The sequence below is a fragment of the Mesorhizobium sp. M4B.F.Ca.ET.017.02.2.1 genome (assembly GCF_003998955.1).
Classification (GTDB): domain Bacteria; phylum Pseudomonadota; class Alphaproteobacteria; order Rhizobiales; family Rhizobiaceae; genus Mesorhizobium; species Mesorhizobium abyssinicae.
Window position 1 is genome coordinate 1 of sequence record NZ_RZOF01000429.1, and the last position, 4,770, is coordinate 4,770.

General features: G+C 66.2%; 8 protein-coding genes. 4 read left to right on the plus strand and 4 right to left on the minus strand.

Annotated elements, in window-relative coordinates; all coding sequences use genetic code 11:
- Together EN738_RS31125 and EN738_RS31130 are read left to right on the plus strand one after the other, a co-directional pair.
- A partial coding sequence (locus EN738_RS31125) for an endonuclease/exonuclease/phosphatase family protein (protein WP_348629118.1) occupies positions 1-226 on the plus strand: 226 nt, incomplete at its 5' end.
- Between the two features lie 91 nt (positions 227-317).
- Positions 318-1,499, plus strand: coding sequence for a hypothetical protein (locus EN738_RS31130; RefSeq protein ID WP_127286949.1), 1,182 nt, complete (start codon positions 318-320; stop codon positions 1,497-1,499).
- Between the two features lie 77 nt (positions 1,500-1,576).
- On the opposite strand, the gene EN738_RS31135 is transcribed toward EN738_RS31130, so the two are convergent.
- The 4 genes from EN738_RS31135 to EN738_RS31150 all read right to left on the minus strand — a co-directional run bounded on the left by EN738_RS31135 (position 1,577) and on the right by EN738_RS31150 (position 2,205).
- On the minus strand, positions 1,577-1,669 hold the full coding sequence (locus tag EN738_RS31135; RefSeq protein WP_127286950.1) for a putative RiPP precursor: 93 nt from the start codon (positions 1,667-1,669) through the stop codon (positions 1,577-1,579).
- A gap of 67 nt (positions 1,670-1,736) precedes the next feature.
- On the minus strand, positions 1,737-1,838 hold the full coding sequence (locus EN738_RS31140) for a putative RiPP precursor (RefSeq protein ID WP_127286951.1): 102 nt from the start codon (positions 1,836-1,838) through the stop codon (positions 1,737-1,739).
- Between the two features lie 97 nt (positions 1,839-1,935).
- The gene (locus EN738_RS31145) at positions 1,936-2,031 is read right to left on the minus strand and encodes a putative RiPP precursor (protein ID WP_127286952.1); all 96 of its coding nucleotides are present in this window, start codon (positions 2,029-2,031) and stop codon (positions 1,936-1,938) included.
- 78 nt (positions 2,032-2,109) lie between these two features.
- Positions 2,110-2,205 carry a putative RiPP precursor gene (locus EN738_RS31150; RefSeq protein ID WP_187331514.1) on the minus strand — a complete coding sequence of 32 codons (96 nt, stop codon included), beginning with the start codon at positions 2,203-2,205 and terminating at the stop codon, positions 2,110-2,112.
- 308 nt (positions 2,206-2,513) lie between these two features.
- Between EN738_RS31150 and EN738_RS31155 the strand changes: the two genes are divergently transcribed.
- Positions 2,514-4,091, plus strand: coding sequence for a WD40 repeat domain-containing protein (locus EN738_RS31155; protein ID WP_127286954.1), 1,578 nt, complete (start codon positions 2,514-2,516; stop codon positions 4,089-4,091).
- A 250-nt stretch (positions 4,092-4,341) separates the two neighbouring features.
- Positions 4,342-4,770, plus strand: a 429-nt coding sequence (locus EN738_RS31165; protein WP_245494826.1) for an amidase family protein, incomplete at its 3' end; no start/stop codon positions are given.

Genomic DNA, 4,770 nt, shown 5'->3' on the forward strand with positions numbered 1-4,770 from the left:
GGGCTGGACCGACGCGCTGCGCAAAGCCTTCCCGAAGCAGACGCTCTACACATTCTGGGATTACCGCCGCAACCGCTGGCCCCGGGACGCCGGCTTGCGGCTCGACCATATCCTGTTGTCGAAGAAGCTCGCCCGCAACCTGAAGGCGGCCGGCATCGACCGGGATGTGCGCGGGCAGGACGACGCCAGCGATCATGCGCCGGTGTGGGTGGAGGTGGAGAGCTGACCTCGCGGCGGCCGCGATCCTTCGCGCCCCCCCTGTGCAGCCACCACATCGCAAGCTAGGGTGCCGCAATCATCCCCGCCGAGGCTCCTACTTGCCCAGCCTGACCGTCGTCATCTCCTGTATCCTTCTCGCTGCCGCAGTGTTGCTTGCCTTTCTCGTCTGGCAGGCGCGCGAGCGCCGGCGGATGCGGCGCCGGGCCGATCCCAGTCGTGACTACGCGGTGCGCTCGACCTGGCAGGCCGCCGGCGGCAAGCTCAACTTCTCCTCTTATGTCTACATGGATGTCGATGGCGACGGGGTCTATGGCCTCGCCGACCGGCCGATGGCCGGCATCATGGTGCGGCTTTACGACGAGCGCGGCGGCTTCATCGCCGCAGCGCGTACAAACCCCGCCGGCTTCGCCAATTTCCCGATGTCGTCCAGGCGCCGCCGGGCCAGGATCCGCGCGGCCGGCACCTACCGCTTCTCGGTCTCGGTGCCGCCCGGCTGGCGCGCCAGCAGCGCCAACGAGAACCAGTCGATACGCCTGCGGGAGGCGCCCGGCTCCGTGGCTGGCCTCGTCGGAGAGGACTTGCCGAAACCGGTCGGCCTTGCGCCCGGGCGGTTCCTGAACGGCAGAGTCCCGGCCGCCATAGAGGCGACGCTAGCGGTGATGGACAAAGGCCAGGTCCTTGAAAGCCGAACACTTGCTCCCGGCGCAGGCTTCCGCTTCGCGCTTGCCGGCGAGGCTGATGCGATTGTGGTGACGGGCGGCGGTCTCGACCGGCAGCTAGCGCTGTCAGCCTATCCGACCGATCTTGGCCTGCTCACGCCCACCGCCATCGCGCCTGGTGCGGCACTCAGCACCATCGGCTTCGACGACATCACCACGCGCGGCCTGCGCAAGGTTCCCATGGGCCATGCCGGGCTTTCCTGGCGCAATATCAACGCCATGGCGAGCGACAACACCAAGAACAGCGAGGGCTACGTCAACGGCAATGTCTCGGGCGATTACATTGCCTATACGAGCAGCGGCCATCAGGCGGAATTCGGCCGGCAACAGCCCTTCGGCCTGCATTCGATGATGCTGACCGCAGCCTGGCTGGCGTCGGAGGGGGAGACGGCGCTGGTCGAAAGCTGGCTGGGCGACGCGTTGATCGCCAGCGACGAGATCACGCTGTCGGCGCTGACACCGTGCCACTACGCGCCGATGCTCAAGGCCGTAACGCGTGTTCGTCTGTCGACGAAACACCATTGGCAGCTTGTGGTGGATGACCTGGTGCTGGTCCTCTAGGGAGCAATTCCAGGAAAAGTGCGTAGCGGTTTTCCGTCCGGAATTGCGGCAAACAATCTTTAGAGGCCGGCGAGGGATCAGATCAGGTTGTTCGAACCCGCGCCATTGGCGGTGATCGCCGAAAGCCTGTCCTTCTTGACGAGCACGGGCTTCACGTAGGTTTTCTTCATGCTCTAATCCTCGAAATGTGCCGGGACGGATAGTGTCGGCGTATGATTTGGCGCACTCATGCCGGGATCAGCCTGCCGGCCCTATCGGGCCGGAGCCGCCATTGCCCGCCGTCACCGCCGACAGCCTGTCTTTCTTGACCAGCATCGGCTTCTCATAAATCTTCTTCATGCCCACACTCTCCAATATCCGGAGCCACCTCTCGAAAGGCCGACAGTGCTCGCTTACCGACGAACACTGTCACTAGCCAGCGCTCTTGCTGGGTGGATCAGCCTGGGATCGGCGTGGAACCGCCGTTGCCCGCCGTCACTGCCGAAAGCCGGTCCTTCTTGACCAGCATCGGCTTCTCATAGGTCTTCTTCATTTCATGGCCTCCGACATTCCAACTGCATAATGTCAAATTGGGCTACGCCACGATGTTCGAGGCGCTAGCCGGCTGAAATCATTGGGGGATGGGGGTGGAACCGCCGTTGCCCGCCGTCACCGCCGAAAGCCTGTCCTTCTTGAGCAGGACCGGCTTTTCATAGGTCTTCTTCATATCCAACTCTCCATTAATCGCGGTCGGATGATGTCAGACTCTCGTCCCCTGTCAACCTGAAGGCCCGATGTTGCCGTCTATTCTTGGGGAATCCGGCGTTTCTTCTGTCGTTATCCCAGTTGCGTTGCATCAAAGACACTCCGTGAACCCGGATAGTCACGTGGGGCACTGTTCTGCCGAGCGGATGCACGGATCACAATTTTAATCCTGCACGTGTGATTTCCGACACTTAGCCTGCGCGGAAAGCTGGGCTAGGATGTCGACATGGTCTTCTCCATACGCGGGAGAGGGTGGCCGGGGGGCATCATATGAACAGATCGACGGACAGGTTGCTCTCGCTTCCCTTGTTGGCGGCGGCCATCGCCTGCGTCATGCATGCCTGGCCGTTTCTGGCCACCGGGCATCCGCTGGCCGATTCCGCCTCGATGCGGCTGACCGGCTTCCTGGTGGCGGCGCTCGCTCTGGTGGTCGGCGCGTTGCTGTTCCTCGCCGGCCTTCTGCCGGGACGGCCGGCGCATCAGGCCGGAGCGCCACTGTTCGGCCGTGCGGCGGAGGTGCAGGAGCTCGGCCGGCCGCATCTCAGGCGCTTCTTCCAGGTCCTGCCGGCGGTCACTGTGCTGGCGCTGCTCGCCGACCAGCCTTGGCGGGGCGGCGAGGCGGCGAACGAACCGAAGGTCGGACAGGATGTCGTCAGCGCGCCGCCGGCCCTCGCAACGCCGCCGGCGGAGCTGGCTCTAGCGCCCGCGCCACCGGAGCAGGCGGTAAAGACGCCGCCTGCGGCTGAGCCAGCGCCGGCAAGTCCGGCCGTGCCGGCTTCGCCGCCTGCCGCGCCTGCCGAGCCGCCGAAGACCGTGCTGGCGCCTCCCGCCGCGCCACCCGAGGCTCCTTCGCCACCGCAACTGGCACCGCCACCCGCGACGGCCTCACCGCCCGAGACCGTCGCTCCGCTGCCGCCCGCGCCGCCGCCGCTGCCGACCCAGGCTGAGGGCCACCGCGACGCCGTCGTCTGGCTGGCGGTCTCGCAAGACGGGCGCGAGGTGATGAGCGCCAGCACCGACCGCATGATCAAGCTCTGGGACATCGACGGCAAGCGGCTGATCCGCAATCTGGGTGAGCACAAGGACATGGCGCGCACGGCGCTGTTCATGCCCGACGGCAAGACGGCGCTGACCGCTGGCGACGACGGCGAGATCGTGCTGCGCCAGCTTGCCGACGGCGCCGTGCTGCACGTCTTTTCCGCCGGCCAGAACGGCGGCGTCAGGAACATGGCGATCAGCCCCGACGGCAAGCTGGCCGTCAGCGGCCACGACACTGGCGCCGTCATCGTCTGGGATCTCGAGAAGGGCGACGTGCTGCACGTGCTGCCCGGCCATGACTGGTCGGTGAGCTCGGTCGCCGTCTCGCCCGACGGCACGAAAGCCCTGTCGGGCAGCATCGATGGCGAGCTGAAACTCTGGGACATCGTTTCGGGCAAGCAGCTGCGCAGCTGGCACGGGCACGAACAGGTCGCCTATGGCGCCCTCTTCACCGCCGACGGGCACCATGCGATCACTGGCAGCGGCGACTATACGATCAAGCTCTGGGACCTCGACAGCTTCAGGGAAGTGCGCCGCTTCGAAGGCCATTCCGGCACCGTCTATGAGATCGCGCTGTCCGCCGACGGCAAGCGGCTGGCATCGGTCTCGCTCGACGGCACGGCGCGGATCTGGGACATGGACACCGGCAATCAGATCGCCGAGTTCGACCCCGGCACCGGCCCGATCTATGCGGTCGCCTTCGCCGCGGACGGCACGCTGCTGACCGGCGGCTACGACCGCACCATCCGCGACTGGCCGGCAGCCGGCGGGGAGGGGGTGGTGCTGTTTGCGGGGGCGCCGCAGGAGTGAGGCTTTGCTGCTCGGCGCCTAGGCACCCCCCTCTGGCCTGCCGGCCATCTCCCCCGCAAGGGGGGAGATCGGCAGTGCTGGCGGCGGCGCCTTTCTTGCAACGTAGGTGATTGGCGAAAGCATGGCGACATCCGATCTCCCCCCTTTTGCGGGGGAGATGCCCGGCAGGGCAGAGGGGGGTGTGACGGAACGCGACCTGCAAATGTATGCCTGCTATGCAGCAATGAACATGACGAGCCGCAATTCACCCATGACCGACCTCCACCTCGTCGAAGCCTCGATCGCCGACCTGCGCCGCGCGCTGGAGGAAGGGACCGTCACCAGTGTCGAACTGGTGGGCGCCTACTTGCGGCGCATCGCGCATTACGACCGCCATGGCATCGCGCTCAACGCCGTGCCGGTGCTCAATCCCGACATGTTCGCGGAGGCGGAGGCTTCCGACCGGCGGCGGCGCGAGGGCAAGACACTCGGGCCGCTCGACGGCATCCCCTACACCGCCAAGGACAGCTACAAGGTGAGGGGGCTGACGGTGGCCGCCGGCTCGCCTGCCTTCGAGCATCTCGTCGCCAATGAGGACGCCTTCACCATAGCGCGCCTGCGCGCCGGCGGCGCGGTTCTGATCGGGCTCACCAACATGCCGCCGATGGCCAATGGCGGCATGCAGCGCGGCGTCTACGGC